The 25,374-nt window shown below is 67.6% G+C and carries 18 protein-coding genes and 1 tRNA gene; 14 read left to right on the top strand and 5 right to left on the bottom strand.

From position 1 onward, the window contains the following. Nucleotides 1-50 precede the first annotated feature (50 nt). Nucleotides 51-1,118, bottom strand: coding sequence for a glycosyltransferase family 4 protein (locus IE100_RS05360; protein WP_189373067.1), 1,068 nt, complete (start codon nucleotides 1,116-1,118; stop codon nucleotides 51-53). Further along, nucleotides 1,106-1,927 (bottom strand): UDP-2,3-diacylglucosamine diphosphatase, encoded by an 822-nt coding sequence (locus IE100_RS05355; protein WP_189373066.1) that lies wholly within the window; start codon nucleotides 1,925-1,927, stop codon nucleotides 1,106-1,108. The genes IE100_RS05360 and IE100_RS05355 overlap by 13 nt, the downstream gene beginning before the upstream one ends. A gap of 187 nt (nucleotides 1,928-2,114) precedes the next feature. On the opposite strand from IE100_RS05355, the gene IE100_RS05350 reads away from it, so the two are divergent. From IE100_RS05350 to IE100_RS05325, 6 genes are all read left to right on the top strand, one after another. Next, nucleotides 2,115-3,764, top strand: coding sequence for a phosphoethanolamine transferase (locus IE100_RS05350; RefSeq protein ID WP_189373065.1), 1,650 nt, complete (start codon nucleotides 2,115-2,117; stop codon nucleotides 3,762-3,764). Nucleotides 3,765-3,780: 16 nt separating this feature from the next. Continuing rightward, on the top strand, nucleotides 3,781-4,518 hold the full coding sequence (locus IE100_RS05345) for a phosphatase PAP2 family protein (RefSeq protein ID WP_229800242.1): 738 nt from the start codon (nucleotides 3,781-3,783) through the stop codon (nucleotides 4,516-4,518). 62 nt (nucleotides 4,519-4,580) lie between these two features. Beyond that, on the top strand, nucleotides 4,581-4,850 hold the full coding sequence (locus tag IE100_RS05340; protein ID WP_189353907.1) for a PepSY domain-containing protein: 270 nt from the start codon (nucleotides 4,581-4,583) through the stop codon (nucleotides 4,848-4,850). A 121-nt stretch (nucleotides 4,851-4,971) separates the two neighbouring features. Then, a complete protein-coding gene (locus tag IE100_RS05335; RefSeq protein WP_189373064.1) occupies nucleotides 4,972-5,508 on the top strand; it encodes a cytochrome b/b6 domain-containing protein in 537 nt (178 codons plus the stop codon). Nucleotides 5,509-5,536: 28 nt separating this feature from the next. Beyond that, nucleotides 5,537-6,199, top strand: coding sequence for a response regulator (locus IE100_RS05330; RefSeq protein ID WP_189373063.1), 663 nt, complete (start codon nucleotides 5,537-5,539; stop codon nucleotides 6,197-6,199). After that, a complete protein-coding gene (locus tag IE100_RS05325; RefSeq protein WP_189373062.1) occupies nucleotides 6,196-7,503 on the top strand; it encodes an ATP-binding protein in 1,308 nt (435 codons plus the stop codon). Before IE100_RS05330 ends, IE100_RS05325 begins: the two co-directional genes overlap by 4 nt. A 32-nt stretch (nucleotides 7,504-7,535) precedes the next feature. On the opposite strand, the gene IE100_RS05320 is transcribed toward IE100_RS05325, so the two are convergent. Next, nucleotides 7,536-8,714 carry an NAD(P)H-dependent flavin oxidoreductase gene (locus IE100_RS05320; protein WP_189373061.1) on the bottom strand — a complete coding sequence of 393 codons (1,179 nt, stop codon included), beginning with the start codon at nucleotides 8,712-8,714 and terminating at the stop codon, nucleotides 7,536-7,538. A 531-nt stretch (nucleotides 8,715-9,245) separates the two neighbouring features. Here IE100_RS05320 and IE100_RS05315 point away from each other — a divergent pair. Continuing rightward, nucleotides 9,246-10,211 (top strand): LysR family transcriptional regulator, encoded by a 966-nt coding sequence (locus IE100_RS05315; RefSeq protein ID WP_189373060.1) that lies wholly within the window; start codon nucleotides 9,246-9,248, stop codon nucleotides 10,209-10,211. 149 nt (nucleotides 10,212-10,360) lie between these two features. Beyond that, nucleotides 10,361-11,647, top strand: a complete 1,287-nt coding sequence (locus tag IE100_RS05310) for an NAD(P)/FAD-dependent oxidoreductase (RefSeq protein WP_189373059.1) — start codon at nucleotides 10,361-10,363, stop codon at nucleotides 11,645-11,647. Nucleotides 11,648-11,712: 65 nt separating this feature from the next. Here IE100_RS05310 and IE100_RS05305 read toward each other — a convergent pair whose 3' ends face one another. After that, entirely contained in the window at nucleotides 11,713-12,090 is a 378-nt protein-coding gene (locus IE100_RS05305; RefSeq protein WP_189373058.1) for a SirB2 family protein, read from the bottom strand. A 111-nt stretch (nucleotides 12,091-12,201) separates the two neighbouring features. On the opposite strand from IE100_RS05305, the gene recC reads away from it, so the two are divergent. From recC to IE100_RS05275, 6 genes are all read left to right on the top strand, one after another. Further along, the gene (gene recC, locus IE100_RS05300) at nucleotides 12,202-15,378 is read left to right on the top strand and encodes an exodeoxyribonuclease V subunit gamma (RefSeq protein ID WP_189373057.1); all 3,177 of its coding nucleotides are present in this window, start codon (nucleotides 12,202-12,204) and stop codon (nucleotides 15,376-15,378) included. Between the two features lie 339 nt (nucleotides 15,379-15,717). Then, nucleotides 15,718-19,272: an exodeoxyribonuclease V subunit beta gene (recB, locus tag IE100_RS05295; RefSeq protein WP_189373056.1), complete on the top strand. Its 3,555-nt coding sequence runs from the start codon at nucleotides 15,718-15,720 to the stop codon at nucleotides 19,270-19,272. Between the two features lie 130 nt (nucleotides 19,273-19,402). Next, nucleotides 19,403-20,341: a hypothetical protein gene (locus IE100_RS05290; protein ID WP_189373055.1), complete on the top strand. Its 939-nt coding sequence runs from the start codon at nucleotides 19,403-19,405 to the stop codon at nucleotides 20,339-20,341. A 261-nt stretch (nucleotides 20,342-20,602) separates the two neighbouring features. Continuing rightward, nucleotides 20,603-22,087, top strand: a complete 1,485-nt coding sequence (gene pap / locus IE100_RS05285; RefSeq protein WP_189373054.1) for a polyphosphate:AMP phosphotransferase — start codon at nucleotides 20,603-20,605, stop codon at nucleotides 22,085-22,087. 53 nt (nucleotides 22,088-22,140) lie between these two features. Further along, the gene (gene recD, locus IE100_RS05280; RefSeq protein ID WP_189373053.1) at nucleotides 22,141-23,862 is read left to right on the top strand and encodes an exodeoxyribonuclease V subunit alpha; all 1,722 of its coding nucleotides are present in this window, start codon (nucleotides 22,141-22,143) and stop codon (nucleotides 23,860-23,862) included. Between the two features lie 167 nt (nucleotides 23,863-24,029). Then, nucleotides 24,030-24,106: transfer RNA gene (locus IE100_RS05275), tRNA-Pro, on the top strand. 375 nt (nucleotides 24,107-24,481) lie between these two features. Here IE100_RS05275 and IE100_RS05270 read toward each other — a convergent pair. Continuing rightward, nucleotides 24,482-25,261, bottom strand: a complete 780-nt coding sequence (locus IE100_RS05270) for a ferredoxin--NADP reductase (protein ID WP_189373052.1) — start codon at nucleotides 25,259-25,261, stop codon at nucleotides 24,482-24,484. Nucleotides 25,262-25,374 lie beyond the last annotated feature (113 nt).

Here is a 25,374-nt window from a genome sequence, read left to right as displayed (position 1 = left end):
CCTGCGGCCAACCTTGGACAAGGTTGGCCGCAGGGTTTTGGACATCACGTTCAGCGGCCGCCGCCGGTGGTGAAGGCCATGCCTTCCTGCTCGCCCAGCGGGCGCGGGCAGAGGTGGGATTCGAACTGCCGCGTCGCCGCCGTCCACGAGTAGCCCTCGGCCACGCGGCGCACCTGGTCGCGGTCCAGCGTCAGCGCCTGCAGGCAGGCGGTGCGCAGGTCCTGGTGCAGCACGCCGCCGCCGCTGCTGCCGACCACGTCCAGCGGGCCGGCCACCGGGTAGGCGGCCACCGGCGTGCCGCAGGCCATCGCCTCCAGCAGCACCAGGCCGAAGGTGTCGGTCAGGCTGGGGAACACGAACACGTCGCCGGCACGGTAGAAGCGCGCCAGCTCGTGCTGCGGGAACACGCCGGCGAAGTAGACATCGGGGTATTTGGCCTTCAGCTCGGCCAGCTGCGGCCCCTCGCCGACCACCCATTTCGAGCCCGGCAAGTCCAGTTTGAGGAAGGCCTCGATGTTCTTTTCCACCGCCACGCGGCCGATGTAGAGGAAGCGCGGCTGCGCGGTGTCCAGCCGCTCGCGCTCGCCGGGGCTGAACAGGCGGGTGTCGACGCCGCGGCTCCACAGCACCACGTTGTGAAAGCCGCGGGCCTTGAGGTCGGCGACGATGGCCGGCGTCGGCGCCATCACCGCCTGCGCGCGGTTGTGGAAGCGGCGCATCCACGCGTAGCTGAGCGCCAGCGGCAGCCGGGTGCGGGCGTGGATGTATTCCGGGAAACGGGTGTGGTAGGCGGTGGTGAACGGCTGGCCGTGGCGGCGGCACCAGCGCTGCGCGGCGAGGCCCAGCGGGCCTTCGGTGGCGATGTGCACCGCGTGCGGCGCGAAGGCGGCCAGTTTCGCCGCCACCTTGCGGTAGGGGAACAGCGACAGGCGGATGTCGGGATAGGTCGGGCAGGGCAGGGTGGCGAAGCCGTCGCCGTCGTCCGTCTCGCCGCCCAGCGGCGTGACCAGGGCCACCTGGTGGCCGAAGCCGCGCAGCTCGCGCACGGTTTCGGTGATGCTGCGGACCACGCCGTTGACCTGCGGCAGCCAGGCGTCGCTGATGATCATGATGCGCATGTTTCGACCTCTGTCGGGATGGGGGCGGGCGGTACAAGGTTGGCCGCAATGCTCTGCGGGAGGCTGTCGCCGGCCTGCTGCGTCCAGTGCACGACTTCCAGCGTGCCGTCGTGGTGCTCGACCAGCGCCGACAGGCTTTCCACCCAGTCGCCGCAATTGCCGTACACGATGCCGTCGATGTCCTTCACCTCGGCCTTGTGGATGTGGCCGCAGACCACGCCGTCGTAGCCGCGGCGGCGCGCCTCGGCGGCGAGGATGTGCTCGAAGTCGCTGATGAAGTTCACCGCGTTCTTCACCTTGTGCTTCAGGTACTGCGACAGCGACCAGTACGGCCGCCCCAGCTTGTGGCGCAGCCAGTTGTAGTGGCGGTTGAGGCCGAGGATCAGCGTGTACAGGCTGTCGCCGACGTAGGCCAGCCACTTCGCGTGCTGGATCACGCCGTCGAACTCGTCGCCGTGGATCACCAGCAGGCGCTTGCCGTCGGCGGTGCGGTGTTCGGCCTCGCTGCGGATGGCGATGCCGCCGAAGTCCAGCCCTGCGTACTGCCGCGCCGCCTCGTCGTGGTTGCCGGGCACGTAGATCACCCGCGTGCCCTTGCGCGCCTTGCGCAGCACCTTCTGCACCACGTCGTTGTGGCCCTGCTTCCAGTACCACGACTTCTTCAGCTGCCAGCCGTCGATGATGTCGCCGACCAGGTACAGGGTGTCGGACTCGTGGTGGCGCAGGAAGTCGAGCAGGAAGGCGGCCTGGCAGCCGGCGGTGCCGAGGTGGACATCGGAAATCCAGATGGTGCGGTAGCGCTGGTTCATCGCGTGCTCCGGCGGGGGCAGATGCGCCGATGGTGGCGCAGCGATGTGACAGGCGGATGTGGCGGTGATGACGATACGGTGACGTGCGGTGAACAGGCTCTAAGGCTGGCTTAAGCCTGGCCTGTTTTCATCGGCGGCAGGATGAGCGGGCGTGCCTGCTCCGAAACCCGTTGCCGAGAGACCCCGCATGAAGCTTCTGTTCCGTCCGCTGCGCGCCGAATGGCTGGCGCTGCTCATGGCGCTGCTGTTCGTCACCCTGTTCAACCTGCCGTTCTGGCGCCACCTGTTGCAGATCATGGCGCCGCTGGACGGCCAGGACGTGCGCATGCTGCTGCTGGCCTTCGTGTTCGTCACCGCCTTTTTCACCCTGCTGCTGCTGTTGCTGCTGTGGCCGAGGCTCGCCAAGCCGCTGCTGACGCTGCTGTTGCTGCTCACCGCCGCGGTCAGCTATTTCATGAACCAGTACGGGGTGCTGATCGACAGCGACATGGTGCGCAACGCGCTGCAGACCGACGTGGCCGAGGCCGGCGACCTGCTGTCGTGGCGGCTGCTGCTGACCGTGCTGCTGCTGGGCGGCCTGCCGTCGTGGTGGCTGTGGCGCACGCCGCTGCACTTTCGCGCCGCGCTGCCGGAGCTGGGCGTGCGCGCGCTGGCGCTGCTGCTCAGCGGCGCGGTGCTGCTGCTGGTGGCGCTGGGCGCCTACCAGGACTTCGCCTCGCTGTTCCGCAACCACCGCGAGCTGCGGCTGGAGCTGACGCCGAGCAACTACCTGCAGGCCACCAGTTCCTATCTGCGCAAGGTCAACGCCACGCCGCAGCCGCTGCTGCGCATCGGCGGCGACGCCAGGCGCGATGCGGCCGCCAGCGGCAAGCCGCGGCTGCTGGTGCTGGTGGTTGGCGAGACCGCCCGTGCCGACCACTTCTCGCTCAACGGCTACCCGCGGCCGACCAACCCGCAGCTGGCCAAGGTGGCGGGGCTGGTCAACTTCCCCGATGTCTGGTCCTGCGGCACCGAAACCGCGATCTCGGTGCCGTGCATGTTCTCGTCGCGGCCGCGCGACAGCTTCGACGCCGAAGAGGCGCGCCACCGCGAAAACCTGCTCGACGTGCTGGCCCACGCCGGGGTGCAGGTCAGCTGGCGCGACAACAACTCCGGCTGCAAGGAGGTGTGCAAGCGCGTGGCCAGCAGCATGCTGTACGACAGCACCGATCCGCGCTTCTGCAGCGGCGGCGAGTGTCACGACGCGATCCTGCTCGACAGCCTGGCGGCCCGGCTGCAGAACCTGCGCGGCGACAGCGTGCTGGTGCTGCACCAGAAGGGCAGCCACGGCCCGGCCTACTACAAGCGCTACCCGGCGGCGTTCGGGCGCTTCGGCCCGGTGTGCGAAACCGGTGAATTACAGAAATGCAGCCGCGAGCAGATCGTCAACGCCTTCGACAACACCATCCTCTATACCGACCACGTGCTGGCGCAGCTGATCGCCACGCTGCAGGCGGCGCCGCAGGTGGCCAGCAGCATGGTCTACCTGTCCGACCACGGCGAATCGCTGGGCGAGAACAACCTCTACCTGCACGCCACGCCCTACCTGATCGCGCCGGACGCGCAGAAGCATATCCCGATGCTGGCGTGGTTCTCGCCGCAGTGGCAGCAGGGCAGCGGGCTGGATCAGGGCTGCCTGCAACAGCGGAGCCGGCAGCGCTACAGCCAGGACAACCTGTTCCACAGCGTGCTGGGGCTGATGGCGGTGCGCACCGCGCTGTACCAGCCGGCGCTGGACATCTTCGCCACCTGCCGCGCGCCGCGGGCGGCCGCGGCGCCGGCGACTCAGGGCGCCTGAGATGGCGGTGCTTGAGATGGCAGCGCCAAGGTTGGCCGCAAGCCCTGACGGCCTGAGCGCCGCCTTCTACGCGCGGCAGCTGCTGTGGCTGCTGCTGCTCGGTGCCGTGCTGTGGTGGCTGGAGGCGGCCACCCGCCTCGATGTCACGCTGGCGCAGTGGTTCTTCGATCCGCTTGCCCAGCGCTTTCCGTTGCAGCACAGCCTGTGGCTGGAGTGGCTCAACCACCGCTTGCCGAAGTACGCGCTGATCGCCGCCAGCGGCGGGCTGGCGCTGCGTGCCGTGCGGCGGCGCGAGGCGCGCCTGGGCTACGCGGTGCTGGTGATGTGGCTGGCGACGCTGGCGGTGTCGCTGCTGAAGGCGCACAGCGCGCACTCCTGCCCGTGGGATCTGCAGGCCTTCGGCGGCAGCGGCGAGTGGTTCGCGCTGTTCGGCGCGGTGGCGGCCAATCCCGGCCCGGGGCAGTGCTTCCCCGGCGGTCACGCCTCCGGCGGCTTTGCGCTGCTGGCGCTGTTCTTCTACTGGCGGCCGCACGCGCCGCGGCGGGCACGGCAGGCGGCGGTCGCCGCGCTGGTACTGGGCTTGCTGATGGGGCTGGGGCAGATGGCGCGCGGCGCGCACTTCCTGTCGCACAACCTGTGGAGCGGCTGGGTGGTGTGGCTGGTGGCGGTGCTGCTGTTTGCCGCCTTCGACCTGGGCCGTGCCGCCAGCACCGCAAAAAGTGCCGGCCAGTTACCCGGCATAAGCGGCGCTTAAGCTTGCCTTGCTTTAATGAAGCTGTACCTGCGCTGTTGCAGGCTTTGACCAGGAGCGTAACGATGAAAAAACTGATTGCTGTGGCCCTGATGGCCGCTTTTGCTTCCTCCGCCGCCTTTGCCGGTGCCGAGTGCGCGGCGCAGCCGAAAGACAAGTGGCAGAAAGAAGCCGACTTCCAGAAACAGCTGACGGCGCAGGGTTACCAGATCAAGAAGTTCAAGGTGTCCGGCAACTGCTACGAAATCTACGGCAAGAACAAGCAGGGCCAGAAAGTGGAAATCTACTTCGATCCGGTCTCCGGCAAGGCAGTGAAGAGCGAAATCGACGATTGATCCGTCGCGCGGCCGGCGGCGCTCGCCGCCGCCGGCCAGGTTTCAGCCGCGGTGAGGCCGCGACTGTCCGCGGGGCAGGGTTACGGCCCTGCCCCGTATTGTCTTTGCAAGGAGTGTTGTCATGACGCCGACTGCCTTACCCCGTCAGGAAAAAGTGTGGGACATCGTGGTGCGCCTGTTCCACTGGAGCCTGGTCGCCTGTGTGCTGGCCAATCTGCTGTTGCTGGAAGAGGGCGATCCGCCGCACCGCTGGGCCGGCTATATCGCGCTGGGCCTGATCGCGCTGCGCCTGGTGTGGGGCTTTGTCGGCAGCCGGCATGCCCGCTTCGCCAGCTTCTTCCCGACCCCGTCGCGGCTGGCCGCCCACCTGGCGGCCCTGAAAAGCGGCCGCCACCAGCCCAGCGTCGGCCACAATCCGGCCGGGGCGCTGATGATGCTGGCGCTGATGGCGCTGGTGATCGGCCTCGGCGTCAGCGGTTACCTGATGGGCACCGACCAGTTCTGGGGCGAGGAATGGCTGGAGGAGGTGCACGAGGCACTGGCGACCCTGCTGCAGGTCGCGGTGCTGCTGCACGTTGCCGCCGCGCTGCTGATGAGCCGCATCGAGCGGGTGAACCTGCTTCGTGCGATGATTACCGGCATCAAGACGTGGCGCTGAGCCGCGGCGACGCTTAACAGGGCAGGGCATGCGGATACTGATAATCGAAGACGACGAGCTGATCGGCGACGGGCTGCAGGCCGGCCTGTCGGCGCTGGGTTTTGCCTGCGACTGGCTGCGCGACGGCAAGCAGGGCCTGGCCGGCATCGGCGCCGCGCCCTACGACGCGGTGGTGCTGGATCTCGGCCTGCCCGGCATGGACGGGCTGGCGGTGCTGGCCGCGTGGCGGCGCAGCGGCCGCAACGAGCCGGTGCTGCTGCTGACCGCCCGCGACGCGGTGGACGACCGCATCCGCGGCCTGGACAGCGGCGCCGACGACTACCTGGTGAAGCCGTTCGCGCTGGGCGAGGTGGCGGCGCGGCTGCGCGCGCTGGTGCGCCGCCGCGGCGGCCACAACACGCCGCTGCTGCAGCACGGCCGCGTCAGCTTCGACCCGGCGGCGCGGCAGGCGACGCTGGACGGCGCGGTGGTGGACCTCAGCGCACGCGAGCTGGCGCTGCTGGAGTTGCTGCTCAGCAACAAGGGCCGCGTGCTGCGCCGCGAACAGATCGAGGAAAAGCTGTACGACTGGGCGCACGAGGTGGAGAGCAACGCCATCGAGGTGCACGTGCACCACCTGCGCAAGAAGCTGGGCAGCGACTTCATCAAGACGCGGCGCGGCATCGGCTACACCCTCGGGGACGGGGCATGAGCTACAGCCTGCGCGGCACGCTGATCCGGAGCCTGCTCAAGGTGGTGACGCCGCTGTGGTTGCTGGCCTGCGCGCTGCTGGCCTTTCACGCCTGGCACGAGGTCAACGAGCTGTACGAGCAGCAGCAGGCGCTGTTCGCACGCCAGCTGTACGGCACCCTGCCGACGCTGGGCGCGCGCAGCGAGCCGGAGCGGCCGCAGGTCGGTGACGACGACGTTGACTTCATGGCGGTGGCGGCGTGGAACCGGCACGGCCAGCTGCTGCTGGTCGACAGCGAAGGCCTGCAGCTGGACGCCCGCCCCGGTTACACCGGCTTTGCCAGCCTGCGCCAGCACGACGAGGACTGGCGCGTCTACTACCTGTCCGGCGAGGCCGGCAGCGTGGCGGTGGCGCAGGAGATGTCCGAGCGCTGGGAGATGATAGGCGGGCTGCTGCTGACGCAGGGCCTGCTGTGGCTGCTGCTGCTGCCGTTCGCGCTGCTGGCCCTGTGGTGGGCGGTGGGGCGCGGCCTCGCGCCGCTGGCGCACATCCGCGAGCAGCTGCAGCGGCGCGCGCCGGACGATGCCACGCCGCTGCCGCGCGAGGTGCCCAGCGAGCTGCACACCCTGATCGACGCGATGAACGACCTGATCGGGCGCGTGGCGCAGACCCTGCAGCGCGAACGGCGCTTTACCGCCGACGCCGCGCACGAGCTGCGCAGCCCGCTGGCGGCGATGCGGGTGCAGGCCGAGGTGGCGCAGCTGGTGCAGGACCCGGCGCTGCGCGAGCGGGCGCTGCAGCAGCTGATGAACGGCGTCGACCGCAGCAGCCACCTGCTGGCGCAACTGCTGGCGCTGTCGCGGGTGGACGCGGAACAGCAGCACGACGAGGCGCTGGACTGGCCGCTGCTGCTGCAGGAGCTGGGCGAGGCGGTGTCCGGGCTGGCCGCCAGCCACCACGTCACCCTGCGGCTGCCGCCGGCCGGGCACACGCAGTGGCCGCTGCAGCACGGCGACCGCACCCTGCTGCTGCTGATGCTGCGCAATCTGCTGGACAACGCGATCCGCTATGGCGGCGGCACCGTCAGCCTCGAGGCCGACGCGACGCGGATCAGCGTCAGCGACGAGGGCGACGGCGTACCGGAGGCCCTGCTGGACAAGGTGCGCGAGCGCTTCTACCGGCCGCCGGGCCAGCAGCAGACCGGCAGCGGCCTCGGCCTGTCCATCGTGGAGCGCATCGCCGCACTGCACGGCCTGCGGCTGAGCCTGCACAACCGCGACGGCGGCGGCCTGCAGGCGGTGCTGACGCGCGGCCACGGCACCTAGCGCGGGCGGCCAGGGTTGGCCGCAACGACCGCTCAGGCGCCGCGCAGGTCCAGCGGCTTCTCGCCGGTCAGGAAGTAGTGGATGGTTTCGCGCGCGCTCTTGATCGCGTCGCCGAAGGGCAGCGGCTCGGCGCCGCGGAAGAACAGCCCCTTGCTGGTTTCGCCGCGGAAGGCGGCCGCCAGCTTCAGGTCGATGCAGAACTGGCCGACCTTGGACAGGCCGTCGCGCAGGCCGCACACCGTCAGGCAGTTCAGCGCCTGGGTGCAGCGCTGCGGATCGGCCTTGGCGTTGGCCTGCAGCTTGTCCTCGCGCTTGAGGTAGCTCTTCAGGAACGGGGTCAGGATGCCGCGCGCCGGCAGGCCGGCCACCGACATGAACTCGACGATGTCCTCGCGCGTGGCGCCGGCCAGCGTGCGCTTGAAATTGATGTGCGCGTCGCCGTCGCTGGTGACGGCGAAGGCGGTGCCGATCTGCACGCCGCTGGCGCCGTAGTCGTTGAGGTAGGTCTGCACCTTCTGGTGGCTGTTGACGCCGCCGGCGACGATCAGCGGAATGCGCTCGCGCTCCAGCCCCAGGCCCTTGAACAGCTCGAAGCTTTCCTCCAGCACGCGGGCGAAGTCGAACTTGCCATCGTCGACCCCGGCGATGCTGGCGGCGCCGAGGTGGCCGCCGGCGTGGTTGGGGTGCTCGATCACGATCGCATCCGGCAGGCGGCCCTTCTTCATCCAGCGCTTGAGCACGATGCCGATGCCGCGCGACTCGGACAGGATGGGGATCAGCGCCACGTCCGGGTGGTCACCGGCCAGCTCCGGCAGGTCCAGCGGCAGGCCGGCGCCCATCACCACCGCGTGCGCGCCGGACTCGCAGGCCTGGCGCACCAGCGCGGCGTGGTCGTCCACCGCCTTCATGATGTTGACCGCCACCATGCCGTGACCGTCGGCGCGTTGCAGCGCGCCCTTCACCTCGCGGTCGAGCGCGATGCGGTTGAGGCGGTTGATGCCGTCCTGGCCCTCAAGGTTGGCCGCATCGGCCAGCAGGTCTTCGTGCAGGTGGCGCAGGTCGACGCTGGCCACGGTGCCGACGCCGCCCTCACGCGCCACGGCACCGGCCAGCTGTTTGGCGGAAATGCCGACACCCATCCCGCCTTGCACGATGGGCAACAGGCTGCGGCCGCGAATCACGAGCGGGGAAAAGGCATGGGGGCGGGACATGGCAAACTTTCTGTTGGGCAAAGGAACGATTGTGGCGGCAAGGGCGCGCGCCAGCGTTGACGTGGGTCAAGCGGCCTTGGCACCCGGCGGGGCGGCGGCGCGCCGCGACGGCGGCAGTGTTGTATTCCCGCCTCAATAAATGACAGATGAGATTAATGCCGCCGCATCTGGCCGCGGGCCGCTTTTATCCGCAGTGACGGCGCCGTTTCCGGCCATTTTTCTGTCATTGCCGCCGTTTTCGTCATATTTTGCTGCCGACGGGCACTTTTACAGGCGTCGAAGGCCACAACAAGGCCGTTGCAGGCCGCCTTGGCTTGCCACTTGCATGAAATGCTATCCGTTGCCCCACAAATTCGACACAAAACTGGTAGGAATGGGACTTATCATATTTAATGGAAAATAAGGAAATAGCTTTAACAGGATCGCTGTTTCGCTTATTATCTTTCAAAGTGTTTTGTTAATCGCCGGTCTCTTTTGTGGTGTCCATTGTTAAATGTGGGGCACCGCCGGCCTCAATGATTGAGTCGAGCTATGGATACCTTGAAAGCACTAATGGTCTTCATGACCACGGCCGAGAATGGCAGCTTTTCCGACGCCGCCCGCAAACTGGGCGTGTCGCCTGCCGCGGTCAGCCAGAGTATTGCCAGGCTCGAACAGGAACTGGAGGTGCGGCTGTTCAACCGCACCACGCGCCAGCTGACCCTGACCGAGGACGGCCGCCGCTTCTACGCGCAGTGCCGCGGCCCGGTCAACAACCTGGACTCCGCGATCAACCAGCTGAAGGCCAGCCGCGACGAGCCGGCCGGCCACCTGCGCATCAGCCTGCCCAACTCCTTCGGCCGCCGCTTCATCCTGCCGCTGATGGAGGAGTTCTGCACCCGTTACCCGAAGATCCGCGTGTTCTTCGGCATGGATGACCACTTCAGCGACCTGATCGAGGACGGCTACGATGTCGGCGTGCGCGTCGGCATGATGCCGGACAGCCGCATGGTGGCGCGCCACCTGGCGCACATCCCGCAATACGTGGTGGCCGCGCCGGAATACTGGGAGGCGCACGGCAAGCCGCGCATCCCGGAGGACCTGTCCTCGCACGACTGCATCAACTTCCAGTTCCCGACCTCCGGCCGGCTGTACAAGTGGGAATTCGAGCGTGACGGCGAGCGCATCCCGCTGGAAGTCGCCGGCACCTACACCGCCAACGACGTCGACGGCGTGCGCGAGCTGGCGCGCCTGGGCCTGGGCGTGGCGCAGCTGCCGGGACACGAGATCCTCAATGACGTGCGTGCCGGCAAGCTGCAGGTGGTGCTCACCGACTTCGTGTCGATGGAGCGCTCGATCTACATCTGCTTCCCGCACCGCGACCACATCGCGCCGCGCACGCGGGTGTTCGTCGATTTCGTGGTGGAAAAGCTGCTCGACCACCCGGACATCATCGCCGAGCTGCCCGGTGTCGACCTGTCGCAAAAGCGCGAAGAGCTGCGGCAGAGCGTACTGTAAGCACACGCACCGCCCGGGCAACCGGGCTTTTTTTGCGGTGCAATGTTTAACATATTAGACATTTTTGCGGCGCTATCTGATAATTGAAGCCAGATTGAGCGCCGCCCGTGGCGGCCCTGTTTAAAAAATGCAGTATCGAGGACTCCGCCATGAGCCAGACCACCGAACACACCCGCTCCTATTACGCCTACTCCGCCAACCCGTCGCCGCAGCGCCCGGCGCTGCAGGGCAGCCAGCAGGCCGACGTCTGCATCATCGGCGCCGGCTACACCGGCCTGTCCACCGCGCTGCATCTCGCCGAGGCCGGCTTCAAGGTGATCGTGCTGGAGGCGGCGCGCGTCGGCTGGGGCGCTTCCGGCCGCAACGGCGGCCAGATCGTCAACAGCTACAGCCGCGACATGGACGTGATCGAGGCGCGCCACGGCAAGGACGCCGCGCGCAAGCTGGGTGCGATGGCCTTCGAGGGCGGCAAGATCATCCGCGAGCGCATCGCCAAGTACGGTATCCGGTGCGACCTGAAGAACGGCAACGTGTTCGCCGCCTTTACCGACAAGCAGCTGGACGAGCTGGAGGCGAAAAAGCGGCTGTGGGAAAGCTACGGCCACACCGGCATCGAGATGATCGACAAGGCCGGCATGGCGCGCATCGTCGACTCCGACCAGTACGTCGGCGCGCTGCTCGACCACTGGGGCGGCCACATCCACCCGCTGAACCTGGCGCTGGGCGAGGCGGCGGCGTTCGAGTCGCTGGGCGGCCAGATTTTCGAGCAGTCGGCGGTGACCGACATCCAGCGTGGCGAGGTGGCGGTGGTGAAAACCGCCGAGGGCCAGGTCAGCGCCCGCTTCGTGGTGGTGGCCGGCAATGCCTACCTCGGCGACCTGATCCCGAAACTGGCGGAAAAGAGCCTGCCGTGCGGCACCCAGGTGGTGACCACCGAGCGGCTGGACCCGGCGCTGGCGCGCTCGCTGCTGCCGGGCGACCACTGCGTGGAAGACTGCAACTTCCTGCTCGACTATTACCGCCTGACCGCCGACAACCGCCTGCTGTACGGCGGCGGCACCGTCTACGGCGCGCGCGATCCGGGCGAGATCGAGAGCCTGATCCGCCCCAAGATGCTGCACACCTTCCCGCAGCTGAAGGACGTGAAGATCGAGTTCGGCTGGACCGGCAACTTCTCGCTGACGCTGTCGCGCCTGCCGCAGGTTGGCCGCATCGACAGCAACATCTACTACTCGCAGGGCTGCAGCGGCCACGGCGTCACCTTTACCCACCTCGCCGGCCGCATCCTGTCCGAGGCGATCCGCGGCCAGAGCGAGCGCTTCGACGCCTTCGCCAGCCTGCCGCACTATCCGTTCCCCGGCGGCCGCCTGCTGCGCGTGCCGATGCTGACGCTGGGCGCGTGGTGGTACGGCATGCGCGACCGCCTCGGCGTCTGACCCTTATTCTTGCTCCCTGCTGTCTGTTGCACCGGCCCCCGATCAGGGCCGGTTTTTTTTCGCGCTCAGAACGGCCACGCCAGCTTGGTCTTCGCCACCGCGATCATGTACAGCGGCATCGCGAGCGCCAGCGCCAGCACCAGCGCGCGCCACGGCGAGCCGTGCAGCTTTTTCAGGGCGAGGCTGCCCAGCGCGATATAGGCCAGCAGCGCCACGAGCTTGGCCGCCAGCCATGGCTGATTGTGCGGCGAGAAGCCGGCCCACACCGCCAGCGTCACCCCGGCGGCAAGCAGCAGGGTGTCGATCACATGCGGCGCGATGCGCAGCGCCTTGCCCTGAAGCAAGCCTGGCCGCACGAAAGACAGCGCGGCGCGTGCGGCGAACAGCGTCACCGACAGATAGGCCAGCCCGGCGTGGGCGTGTTTGAGTACGAGATAGTCCATGCTTGATCTTCCTGTGACGCGTTGCTGATTCAAAGCGGGTAATGGTAGCGGCTTTGCCCGGCGGCGGGGGTGCTAAACTGGGCACCCTGATGACTCCGCCATCACCTCGCCATGTCCCTGAACCTGTACCAGTCCAACCGCCTCGAAGCCCTCGGCATCCTCTACCGCCACCTGACTGACAGCCCGCTGGCCGATCCGTTCGCGCCGGAGGTGGTGATGGTGCAAAGCCGCGGCATGGGGCGCTGGCTGACGCTGCAGCTGGCGCGCGAGCGTGGCCTGGCGGCCAACATGGAATTCGTGCTGCCGGCCGGCTTCGGCTGGCGGCTGATGAAGACGGTGCTGCCGGAGCTGCCGGCCAAGTCCGCGTTCGCCCCCGAGGTGCTGACCTGGCGGCTGATGGAGGTGCTGCCGACGCTCTCCGGCGAGCCGTACACGCCGCTGGTGCGCTATCTGCAGGGCGGGCCACTGGCCTGTTTCGAGCTGGCCGGCAAGATCGCCGACATCTACGACCAGTACCTGGTGTTCCGCCCGGCGTGGATACGCGCGTGGGAGGCCGGCCAGCGCCTGGATCTGGGCGAGGACGAGGCGTGGCAGGCGGCGCTGTGGCAACAGCTGGCCGCCGAATTGCCCGGCCGCCACCGCGTCACCATGCTCGACGACTTCTTTGCCCGCCTGCGGCCGGAGCACCTGCCGGAGCGGGTGTCGGTGTTCGGCATCGCCACGCTGGCGCCGATGTACCTCGCGCTGTTGCTGCGCATGGCTGAGCTGACCGAGGTCAACGTGTTCCTGCTCAACCCGTGCGAGGCCTACTGGGGCGACATCGTCGACGCCCGTGGCCAGCTCAAGCTGTTCGCCCGTGGCGAAAGCGCCGACGGCGGCCACCCGCTGCTGGCCTCGCTGGGGCAGCAGGGGCGCGACTTCTTCGACGACATCGCCGCCGGCGTGCCGGACGCCGAGTCGATGTTCCTGCCCCCGGCCGGCGACAGCCTGCTGGCGCGGCTGCAGCGCGACATCCTGCAGCTCAGCCCGCCTGCGGACAACGTGCAGCCGCCGGCGGCGGACGACCGCTCCATCGTCTGCCACATCACCCACAGCCCGATGCGCGAGCTGGAAGTGCTGAAGGACCGGCTGCTGGCGATGCTGGTGGCCGACCCGACGCTGACCCCGGCCGACATCGCGGTGCTGACGCCGGACATCAACGCCTACGCGCCCTATATCGATGCGGTGTTCGGCTACCGCAGCGACGCGCCGTCCATCCCCTACAGCATCGCCGACCGTCGCCTGACGCGCGAAGTGCCGCTGTTGGCCACCTTCGGCGCGGTGCTTGAGCTGGCCGACTCGCGCTTTGCCGCCGACGAGGTGCTGGCGCTGCTCGACTGCCGCGAGCTGCTGGCGCGCTTCGGCCTCGCCGACGAGGACGTCACCCTGCTGCGTGGCTGGGTGCGCGGCGCCGGCATCCGCTGGGGCCGCGACGCGGCGCACAAGGCGGCGCTGGGGCTGCCGGCCGAGGCCACGCACAGCTGGCGCTGGGGGCTGGACCGCCTGCTGCTGGGCACGCTGCTGCCGGCCAGCCTCGCCGGCGACGGCGAGCCGCTGTTCGGCGGCCTGCTGCCCGACGGCGCGGCGCAGGGCCAGGCCGCCGAGCGCCTGGCGCGGCTGGGCGCGCTGTTCGACACCCTGTGCGCGCAGGCCGAGCGGTGGGCGCAGCCGGCCAGTGTCGCCGACTGGGCGGAGCGCCTGCGCAGCGCCGCCGCCAGCCTGTTCCAGGTGGAGGAGGACGGCGAGGCCGCGCTGCAGGTGCTGCACGGCATCGCCGACGAGCTGGCCGCCGATGCCGCGCTGGCCGCTTTTGACGGCAGCGTGCCGCTGGCGGTGGTACGCGACGCGGTGCTGCGCCAGCTGCAGGTGGCCAGCAGCGGCGGCTTCCTCACCGGCGGGCTGACCTTCTGCGCGATGGTGCCGATGCGCTCCATCCCGTTCCGCGTGCTGTGCCTGATCGGCATGAACGACGGCGCCTACCCGCGCGACGAACGCCCGGTCAGCTTCGACCTGGTGGCACGCCATCCGCAAAAGGGCGACCGCTCGCGCCGCTTCGACGACCGCTACCTGTTCCTGGAGGCCATCCTCTCCGCCCGCGACACGCTGTACCTGAGCTGGGTCGGCCGCAGCGTGCGCAGCGACGAGCCGCTGCCGCCGTCGCCGCTGGTGGCCGAGCTGCTGGACACGCTGGCCGCGATGAGCGGCGGCGACATTGGCGACGCCATCACCACCCGCCATCCGCTGCAGCCGTTCTCGCGCCGCTACTACCGCGCCGCCGACAGCTTCGAGCCGGTGTGGCAGCAGGCACTGGCGGCGCCGCCGGCCGTGCCGCAGCCGTTTGCGGCCAACCTTGCCGTGCCGGAGGTGAGCTCGGTGCGGCTGGCCGACCTGCTGCGCTTCTGGCGCAACCCGGTGCGCGCCTGGCTGGCCGACCGCCTCGGCCTGAAGCTGGAACGCATCGCCGACGAACTGCCCACGCGCGAGCCGTTCGCCATCGACCGCGACAGCCGCGCCGACATCCGCGACACCCTGGTGCACACCCTGCTGGCGCGCCAGCCGCTGCGCCACGCCGAAGCGCGACTGCAGGGCCGCGGCCTGCTGCCCGACGCCGCGCTGGGCGAGTCGTGGCTGGCGCTAGAGCGTGCCGCCAGCGCCCGCTTCGCCGCGCGCCTGCCGGCCACGCTGCTGGACGACACCCTGCCGCCGCAGCCGGTGCGGCTGCAGCTGGGCGACATCCTGCTCAGCGGCGAGCTGTCCGGCCTGCGTCCCGAGGGCCTGCTGCGCGTGGTGCCGCGCAAGGCCTACGCCGGCGACCTCATCGCGCTGTGGCTGGAACACCTGGTACGCCTCGCCGCCGCCGTGCCCGGCATCGCGCCGCAATCGCAGCTGTTCGCCGAAGACGGCGTGCACAGCTTCGGCCCGGACGACGGCGACGGCGTGGCGCTGGACGCTTGCGGCCTGCTGCACTCCTGGCTGCTGCGCTACCGTCAGGGCCAAGCTCAGCCGCTGCCCTTCTTCGCCCGCACCTCGCTGGCCTACGCCCGCGCCAAGCCGGGAGAGGAAATGAAAAAGGCGATGGCGGAGTGGAATCCGGACTTTGTCGGCGAACACACCGCCGCGCAGCGCGACGACGCCGCCAACCAGCTGGTGTTCCGCCACCAGGAACCGCTGTCCGACCCGCTGTTCGCGCAACTGGCGGAAACGCTGCTGAAGCCGATGGTGAGTGCGTTGAAGGCGGGGGAGGAGTGAGGGGGATGCATTACCGTCAGCTAATACCATGCCGACGCGCCCGATCCCGTTGGTGCAAGCCGTGAAAAATGGCGCCATCCCGGAAACCAGCCGCCCTCTTTTGAGCGCAGCGTATGGGCGGCGCCGGGGTGGAGGCAGTTTTCACGGGAATGCTTGCGCCGTCGGGAGAGCGGGGATTGAAAAGGGGGAGGCGGTATCCCCCTTTCCCGCCGCCGCGCGGCAAGCGGCAGATAAAATCATCCGCGCAGCGGATACAAAACCAAACCGTGCGCAGTCGGCACACCAGACGGCAGCCAGAGAACACCCGCGCAGCGGATACCCAACCGGTAGATAACAGACATGCACCCCCTCGACCCCCTGAACTGCCCGCTCGCCGGCACCAACCTGATCGAAGCCTCGGCCGGTACCGGCAAGACCTGGACCATCGCCGCGCTGTATACCCGCCTGCTGCTGGAGCACGACGCCGACGGCAACCCGCCGCCGACGCTGGACAAGCTCTTGGTGGTGACCTACACCAAGGCCGCCACCGCCGAGCTGCGCGACCGCCTGCGCCGGCGGCTGACCGAGCTCGCGCGGGTGATGGACGGCGAGGCGGCCGGGGACGACTTCCTCGCCGCGCTGGCGGCGCGGCTGGCGGCGCAGGACGGCGCGATGGCGCGCGAGCGGCTGCGCACCGCCATCAACGGTTTCGACGCGGCGGCGATCTACACCATCCACGGTTTCTGCCAGCGGGTGCTGACCGACGCCGCCTTCGACAGCGGCCAGACCTTCGCCGCCGAGCTGGCCAGCGACAACCTGGCCGACCTGCAGCAGCTGGCCGACGACTTCTGGCGCCAGCACATCGTGGCGCTGCCGTCGCTTGCGCAGGTGCTGGCCGAGAACGGCGACACGCCGGAAGGTTGGCTGGCCGAGATCCGCCCCTTCCTGTCCAAGCCCTATCTGCGCCACCCCGACATCGACAGCAGCGCGCTGCTGGCCGCGCGTGCGGCGGTGGCGGCGGCGTGGCAGCCGCTGCAGGCTGCTGCTGCCACCATCGAGGAGGGCGGCGCCTGCCTGCTGGCGGCCGAAGGGCTGAACCGCACCAGCTACAAGCCGGAACAGCGTCTGCGCTACCTGAAACTGCTGCAGCATCTGGCGGCGGATGCCAGCCTGCCGCAGCTGTCGTCGGCACAGGAAAAAGACCTGCAGCGGCTGACGCCGGCGGCGCTGGCCAAGGGTTGCAACAAGGGCGCCACCCCGCCCGAGCATGCGCTGTTCGGCCTGATTGAAACGTGGCTGGCGGCGTGGGCGCAGTACAGCGCCGCGCTGGGGCAGCAGCTGGCCGGGCTGAAGCTGCAGCTGATCGCCTGGATCAACCGCCACGCGGTGGCGCAGCGTCGCGCCACGCGCAGCCGCGGTTTCGACGACCTGCTCACCGATCTGGCCGCCGCGCTGGAGGATGCCGAGCACGGGCCAAGGTTGGCCGCACGCATCGCCGCGGATTTCTCGGTGGCGCTGATCGACGAATTTCAGGATACCGATCCGCTGCAGTACCGCATCTTCCGCCACGCCTTCGTGCAGCAGCGGCGGCCGGTGTTCATGGTCGGCGATCCGAAGCAGGCGATCTACAGCTTTCGCGGTGCCGACATCTTCGCCTACCTCGCCGCGCGCAACGACGCGCCCGCCGAGCGCCAGTACACGCTGCTGACCAACCGCCGCTCGCAAGCGCCGCTGGTGGCGGCGGTGAATGCGCTGTTCGACCGGCCGCAGCCCTTTTTGCTGGACGGCATCGACTACCCGCCGGTGGATGCGGCGCCGGCCGGCGGCAGCGTGCTGGAGCTGGACGACGGCGACGCCGCCTTCAACCTGCTGACCTTCCCGGCCAGCGACAGCGCCAAGGGCGTGTCGAAGACCGAGGCCACGCCCTACGCCGCCGACGCCTGCGCGCACGAGATCGCGCGCCTGCTGGCGCTGGCGCGGGCCGATCAGGCGCGGCTGCGCAAGGGCGACAGTGTGCGGCCGCTGGCCGGCGGCGACATCGCGGTGCTGGTGGCCACCCACCGCCAGGGCGACGCGGTGCGCGAGGCGCTGGCGGCGCGCGGCGTACCCTCGGTGGCGCTGACGCAGGAAAGCGTGTTCGCCAGCCGCGAGGCGGGCGAGCTGCTGGCGCTGCTGCGCGCGTGGGCGGAGCCGGCGTCGGAAGGGCGGCTGAAGGCGCTGTGCGCCACCGAGCTGTTCGGCCTTGACGCCGCGCGGCTGCTGGCGTTGCTGGACGACGAAACGGCGTGGGAGGCACAGCTGGCGGCCAACCTTGACGATCACAAGGCGTGGCAGCAACGCGGCTTCATGGCCGCGTGGCGGGCGTTCTTCGCGCGGCAGACGGTGGCGCTGCGGCTGCTGCCGCAGCCGGACGGCGAGCGGCGGCTGACCAACCTCGGCCACCTGGCCGAGCTGATCCAGCAGCAGAGCGAGAGCATGGCCGGCATCGCGCCGCTGCTGGCGTGGTTCGAGGCGCAGGTGGCCAGCCCGCCGGCGGCGGAAGAGGCGCTGCTGCGGCTGGAAAGCGACGCCGAGCTGGTCAAGATCGTCACCATCCACACCGCGAAAGGGCTGCAGTATCCGCTGGTGTTCTGCCCCTTCCTGTGGGACGGCGCGCTGGAGCGGCGCGACACCACCTTCTGGCGCTACCGCGACGGCGAGGAGTCGTGGCTGGCGCCGGACGATCTGGTCAGCGCCGGCGCGCGCGACGCGGCGCGCAGCGAGATCCTGGCGGAAAAGCTGCGCCTGCTGTACGTGGCACTGACCCGCGCCGAGCACCGCCAATACGTGGTGTGGGGGCATGTACAGAAGATGCACACCGCCGCGCTGTCCTGGCTGCTGCACGGCCGCGCCGCGGCCAACCTGGCGCAGCTGGAAGCCGGCGAATTGCTGGCGTCGCAGCTGGCGGACGACGTGGCCGATCTGGCCGCGCGGCTGCCGCACGCGGTGCGCTGCCGCGAGGTGAGCGTCGCGCTCAACGCGCTGCCGCCGGAGGCGGCGCCGGACTTCGTGCCGCGGCTGGCCGGCGTCAACCGTTCGCTGTACACGCCGTGGCGGGTCAGCAGCTTTACCGGCCTGACGCGGCACCTGCACGGCACTGCCAGCCCGCGCAGCGAGGCGCCGGATCACGATCACGGCCCGCTGCAAGAGCCGGACGCGGCGCTGGCCGCCGACCGCTTCAGCTTCCCGCGCGGCGCCCGCGCCGGCACCTGCCTGCACGACGTGTTCGAGCGCGCCGATTTCAGCCGGCCGGAAGGTTGGCCGCAGGTGGTGCAGGAGGCGCTGCACCGGCACGGCTTCGACGCGCTGTGGCAGGACGCGGCGCTGGCGATGCTGCACGACACCCTCCACTGCGAGATCGCGCCCGGCGTGCGCCTGGCCGGCGTGCCGAATACGCGGCGGCTGGTGGAGATGGAGTTCACGCTGCCGGCCGACGGCCTGAGCCTCGCGGCGCTCAAGCGCATCCTCACCGACCCGGCCATGGGCCTCGCCGCGCCGCTGCGCGCGGCGGCGGCCACGCTGACCTTCGACCGCGTGCAGGGCTACCTGAAAGGCTTCATCGACCTCGCCTTCATCCACGGCGACGCGCTGTGGCTGGTGGACTACAAGTCCAACCACCTCGGCGACGGCTTTGCCTGCTACGACGACGAGGCGCTGGCGGCGTCGGTGGCGCGCGAGCACTACTACCTGCAATACCTGATCTACTGCGTGGCGCTGCGCCGCTACCTGGCCCAGCGCGCGCCGCAGCTGCACCTGGGTGGCGTGCGCTACCTGTACCTGCGCGGCATCAGCGGCGCGGGCTACGGCGTGTGGCGCGATGCGCCGTCGGACGCGCTGCTGGATGCGCTGGACGGGGTGTTTGTGGCAGTGGAGTAGTGCTATGGCTCGGGTAAGTCACAAGTGTATTCGGGAGCGCATGGTTATATGGTCATCCGGGACACGACAGGTGGTGATCTGGGTGGCGAGGTTTGGTGAGTATTTTGAATGTCAAGTTAAAAGGTGAATTATGAAAAATATATTTGTATTGCCTTGGCAGTTTTACTTGCCTATTGCTGTTGTTTTGATTGGTTGTTTTCTGGCTTTATATTTGATTGTTATTAATAATTTGAGTGCGAAAGATGTTACATTTTCCTTTGTGGTTTTGTTTTCTGCGTCTGTTATGTTTTTTTTGAATGTTTGCTTCGGTTTGAAGGATGAGCAAAAAATAGATAATTTCTATGTTCATCTTACTTTGGATTCTGGTCAGGTTGTTGATGTGCTATCACACTCAGAAGGCAAGTCTAGGTTTGTGGTTTTTAATAGAGATGAAGTTAGTAGGTCATGTGATGATGTTTTAAAAAATTTCTTAAAGGATGGCAAGGTTGTTATTCCTGAAGGATATGAGTCTGTTAGGGGTCGGTTGGATAGTTGTTTGCAGTTTTATATGAGGAATATGGTAATTGGGCATTTGATTGATGTTTTGCCGGACTGGGATATCAATGAAGAAAATTTCAGAGGGTCGCGGCAGGTTAGTTATCGTAATGGTGATGTTGATAAAAAAGAAGGTGTTTTTTATTCGAGGCAAAAAATTGATGATTTGTTTGGTAATAAATATTTTAATTATTCGCTTTTGGATGCGCATTTGTTTAATTCTGGAATTGTTTTGCCGCCAAAAACGGTTGTTAGTTTGAGAGATAATAATATTATTTTTGATAATCCGTTTTTCAATTTGGAACTGCAATTTTTCTTTGCTAGTGGCGCTACTTTAGGTACGCCGGTTTTGTATGATAGTGGAAAGCTTTCTTTGCTTGTTGGTGGTGAAAATTCATGTTTGAATATTGATTCGAAAATTGTTGCTAGGGTTTTGTATAAAAAATTGAATGCAGGTAACTTTGATAGAGATAAATATACTAAATGGGTTGATGCTGTTTTGAGTGGCTTGCGAAAGGGTTTTGATCTGAAGTGATTGCATCTTTATATTTGGCATTATCCCTGATGTTTGGGTGTACGTTTGAAACGTTGGCCGCAAGCGGCTACCGCATTGCTGCCAACGTTGGCTCGTTAACTCCGCATAAATGACGAGCACAAGCCTTGATCCTGGTCGCGATGGCGCCGACCGATCCGTGCTGCAATGGCCGTCTCCGTGCCGCTGACATTGCCGATACAATCATGTCATCGAACATCGCCACCTGCGCCGCTTGCGGCCAACCTTGCAAAGGATCGCCCCATGTTTGAATCCGCCGAGATCGGCCACGCCATCGACAAGAACACCTACAAGGCCGAGGAGGCCGCGCTGCGCGAGGCGCTGCTGGACGTGCAGTACGAGCTGAAGCAGCGCGGCGAATTCCCGCTCTTGCTGCTGATCCACGGCATGGACGGCGCCGGCCGCGGCGAGACGCTGAGCCAGATCAACGAGTGGCTGGACCCGCGCCTGATCCACACCGCGGCCTTCGACAAGCCCAACGACGACGCGCGCGAGCGGCCGTGGATGTGGCGCTACTGGCGCGAGCTGCCGGCCAAGGGCCGCATCGGCATGTTCTTCGGCTCCTACTATTCCGATGCGCTGTTCGACCGCGTCGACGGTAAGACCAACCGTGACGCCTTCGACAGGCAGCTGTTCGACATCCTGCGCTTCGAGCGCATGCTGGCCAACGACGGCGTGCTGGTGCTGAAGTTCTGGCTGCACCTGACCGAGGACAAGCAGAAGAAGCGCCTGAAGACGCTGGAGAAGGACCCGGCCACCGCGTGGCGGGTGAGCGAGGCCGACTGGAAGCACCACGGCCAGTACGGCCGCATCAAGAACAATGCCGAACACATGATGCGGCTGACCAATACCGCCTACGCGCCGTGGCTGGTGGTGGACGGCGAGGATGCCAACTACCGCAGCCTGACCGTCGGCCGCGCGCTGTTGCAGGCGCTGCAGCAGCGGCTGGCGCTGGATCATGCGTGGCAGGCGCGTTCCGACGTGGCCGCGATCACGCCGCCGGCGGACAACAAGCTGCTGCTGGAGTCGCTGCAGCTGGATCAGGAACTGTCCAAGGGCGACTACCAGCGGCAGCTGGAGGTGCTGCAGGGGCGGCTGAACGGGCTGACGCGGCATCCGAAGTTCGCCGAGCACTCGCTGGTGCTGGTCTTCGAGGGCAACGACGCCGCCGGCAAGGGCGGCGCCATCCGCCGCATCACCCAGGCGCTGGACGCGCGGCGTTACCGCATCGTGCCGGTGGCTGCGCCGACCGAGGAGGAACGCGCGCAGCCGTGGCTGTGGCGCTTCTGGCGTCACGTGCCGGGCAAGGGCAAGGTCACCATCTTCGACCGCAGCTGGTACGGCCGCGTGCTGGTGGAGCGGGTGGAGGGCTTCGCCAGCACCGCCGACTGGATGCGCGGCTACTACGAGATCAACGACTTCGAGCACCAGCTGCGCGACAACAACGCCATCGTGCTCAAGTTCTGGCTGGCGATCAGCGCCGACGAGCAGCTGGCGCGCTTCAAGTCGCGCGAGGAAACCGGCTTCAAGCGCTTCAAGATCACCGAGGAAGACTGGCGCAACCGCGACAAGTGGGACGACTACAAGGTGGCGGTGTGCGACATGATCGACCGCACCAGCACCAGCGCCGTGCCGTGGACTCTGGTGCCGGCCAACAACAAGTACTACGCGCGCATCAAGATCCTGAGCACCATCTGCGAGGCGCTGGAGGCCAAGCTGGGCGCCTGAGCGCGCCGTGCGGTATCGTGAGCGGGTTCTAACGTCCGTTACCAGGTTTGCCCATGACTGCCACTGTCAGCGACAGCTTTCTTCCCGACCAGCTTGCGCGCCTGTTCGCGCGGCTGGACCCCGAGCACGGCCCGGCGCTGCAGCCCCTGCTGCAACGGCTGCTGGCGGCGGTGGCCGGCGGCCACGTCTGCCTGGCCGGCCTGTCCGGCGACGACTACGCGCGGCTGCGGCGCAGCCCGCTGGCTGGTCGCGCCGGCGACTACACGCCGCTGGTGCTGGACGAGGGCGGGCGGCTGTACCTCGCGCGGCACTGGCAGGACGAGACGCAGCTGGTGGCGGCGCTGACGCTGCTGGCGCGCGACCCGCAGCCGCTGGGTGGCGATATCGAGCCGGTGCTTGACGCGCTGTTCGGGCCGGCCGCTGCCGGCGACTGGCAAAGGTTGGCCGCGCGGCTGGCCACCGAGCGCCGCTTCATGGTGATCTCCGGTGGCCCCGGCACCGGCAAGACCACCACCGTGGTGCGGCTGCTGGCGGCGCTGGCGGCGTTGTCGCCACGGCCGCTGGTGATGGCGATGGCGGCGCCGACCGGCAAGGCGGCGGCGCGGCTGACCGACTCGGTGCGCGCCGCGCGCGATGCGCTGCCGGTGGCCGACGGGGTGCGCGCGCAGCTGCCGGACAAGGCGCAGACGCTGCACCGCCTGATCGGTCTGATCCCCGGCACCGCGCGGCCGCGTCAGCATGCGGCCAACCCGCTGCCGCTGGACGTGCTGGTGGTGGACGAGGCGTCGATGGTGGATCTCAGCCTGATGGCGCAGACGGTGGCGGCGCTGCCGTCGCACGCGCGGCTGATCCTGCTCGGCGACCGCGACCAGCTGGCCTCGGTGGAGGCCGGCGCGGTGCTGGGCGACATCTGCAGCCGGCAGGCGTGGCGCAGCGACACGGCGCAAAGCCTGCTTGCTGCCGGCGTCAGCCTGCCCGGCGTGATCGACGACAGCGCCATCCTCGCCGACAGCGTGGTGGTGCTGCAGAAAAGCCACCGCTTCGGCGCCGACTCCGGCATCGGCCGCCTGGCGCGCGCGGTCAATGCCGCGGCGCTGGACGAGGTGCACGCGCTGCTGGCGCAGCCCGAGCTGGCCGACATCCGGCTGCAGCCGGCGCTGCCCGACGCCGCCGGCCTGCTGGCACAGCGCGCCGACTACTGGCAGGCGCTGGCGCAGCTGGATGAGGGCGACACCGACTGGGCGCCGCTGTTTGCCGCCTTCCACCGCTTCATGCTGCTGGCGGCGGAGCGGCACACGGTGGCGGCCATCAACGCGCAGCTCGAGGCCGAGCTGGAAAAGCTTGGCCGCAAGGCCGCCGGCAGCGACTGGTATGCCGGTCGCCCGGTGATGGTGACGCGCAACGACTACGGCATCGGCCTGTTCAACGGCGACATAGGCCTCACCGTGGCGCGTGGCGGGCGCTTGCGGGTGGTGTTCCCCACCAGCGACGGCGGCTGGCGCGAGGTGGCACCGGCGCGGCTGCCGGAGCACGACACCGTGTACGCGATGACGGTGCACAAGTCGCAGGGCTCGGAGTTCGCCAGCGTGTGGCTGGCGCTGCCGGCGGCGCCAAGCGCGGTGCTGACCCGCGCGCTGGTGTACACCGCGATTACCCGCGCCCGCGACCTGTTCGTGCTGGCCGGCAACCCGGCGGTGCTGGAGGCCGGCGTGCTCAACGCGCCGCCGCGGCAATCCGGCCTCGCGCAGCGGCTGTGGCCGCAGCCGGGGGCGTGAGCATCGGTCTGTTACAGGCCTGGCAGACTGGCTGCCGGTACCCTGCTGCCGGAGCCTTGCCTGTTGAGCGCGCGCGGCGCGGAACGGCGCCGCCGCATTTTTTGGGGGGAACACCTTGACAGAGTAGGGGGTGTCGTCTACAATCCGCTCCACTTCTTCGGAAGTGACGGAGTGTAGCACAGCCCGGTAGTGCGCCTGCTTTGGGAGCAGGAGGTCCAAGGTTCGAATCCTTGTACTCCGACCAACATGAAAGCCAGTTATCCTCGCGATAACTGGCTTTTGCGTATTCTACGCCCCGCCGGATGAGTCCGGCGGGCCGTGCCGTTTCCGCGCGCCCTCGCCGTGCGCCGGCGCCGCCCGTGTCGCGCCACGCCACCATCGTCCCCGCCGCTGTCAGAACTTCCCCATCGTGCCGCCGTTTAGCTGCGCCCCTCGGACCGTGCCGTGGCGGTATGGCCGCCTGCGCCGGCTTATCCACAGTGACTGGCCTGCGCTGCAAGTTATCCACAATCGACACGCCATGCCCGGCGCGCCAACACGCGCGGGCGGGCGCCAACAGCAAAACACCCCGCACGCGGCGGGGTGTGTGACGGGCTGGCCGCAAGCGGCAGGGCCGGTATTACTTTTCGACGAAGGCGCGTTCGATCGCGTAGTGGCCAGGCTCACCCATGCGTGGCGACTCGACGAAGCCGAGGCCGTCCAGCATCTTGCAGGTGTCTTCCAGCATCGCCGGGCTGCCGCACAGCAGCGCGCGGTCGGTCTGCGGGTTCAGCTGCGGCAGGCCGATGTCGCTGGCCAGCTTGCCGTTGAGGATCAGGTCGGTCAGGCGGCCCTGGTTGCGGAACGGCTCGCGCGTCACGGTCGGGTAGTAGATCAGCTTTTCGCGGATCATCTCGCCCAGGAACTCGTGCTCGGCCAGTTCCTTGGTGATGTAGTCCTGGTAGCCCAGCTCGCTGACCCAGCGTACGCCGTGGATCAGCACGATCTTCTCGTAGCGGTCGTACACGTCCGGATCCTTGATGATGGACATGAACGGGGCGAGGCCGGTGCCGGTGGACAGCAGGTACAGGTTCTTGGCGTCCGGCAGCAGGTTGTCTTGCACCAGGGTGCCGGTCGGCTTGCCGGAGATCACCACCTTGTCGCCCGGCTGGATGTTCTGCAGGCGCGAGGTCAGCGGGCCGTTCGGCACCTTGATCGAATAGAACTCAAGGTGCTCTTCCCAGTTGGCGCTGGCCACCGAGTAGGCACGGATCAGCGGTTTGCCGTTCACTTCCAGACCGATCATCACGAACTGGCCGTTGATGAAGCGCAGACCCGGATCGCGGGTGCAGGTGAAGCTGAACAGGGTGTCGTTCCAGTGATGGACGGACAGGACGGTTTCGGAGGAAAGAGTAGCCATGAGTGTCGTCTTTATCAAACGGGCAAATTCAACAAGCGCGTATTCTAACCCGACTTCCAAATAACTGCTTGGATGTAAAGGTTCTGTCTTTATTGCTTTTTTGATTTATATCA

The organism is Vogesella alkaliphila (assembly GCF_014652475.1).
Lineage (GTDB): Bacteria > Pseudomonadota > Gammaproteobacteria > Burkholderiales > Chromobacteriaceae > Vogesella > Vogesella alkaliphila.
This window is presented reverse-complemented; position numbering and strand designations above follow the sequence as displayed.